Raw genomic sequence first — 314 nt, 5'->3', positions numbered from 1 at the left:
AGATATCTTCTTCCGCCCTGTGACTGAGGAGAACCGTAGGGAGGGGTGGATACTGGCCCACTGGCTCGTCGCCCATGCCGAGGACCTGGACATCCAGTACGTCATCTTCGACGACCGGTTCTGGAGCGTGCACAGCTCAAGCGGGCAATGGCAGAACTACGACGCACCTGAGCCCCGCAACGAGGTCCTGCGTCACCTGGACCACGTGCACGTGGACGTACTCGGCGGAGGTTCTAAGTGAGGTAAAACCCGAGGGTAGGCGAGCGCGTTACACTGTCCCGGCGTCGCGCCAGGTGCAGAGCTCAATGCACTCG

1 protein-coding gene is annotated in these 314 nt (G+C 61.8%); it reads left to right on the top strand.

Going from position 1 to position 314, the window contains the following annotated elements; genetic code table 11:
* On the top strand, positions 1-241 hold a 241-nt coding region (locus AC5RWX_RS34545), incomplete at its 5' end, for a VldE C-terminal domain-containing protein (protein WP_494100609.1).
* Between the last annotated feature and the right edge of the window lie 73 nt (positions 242-314).

The sequence above is a fragment of the Arthrobacter sp. SPT-J7 genome (assembly GCF_059089965.1).
This window is presented reverse-complemented; position numbering and strand designations above follow the sequence as displayed.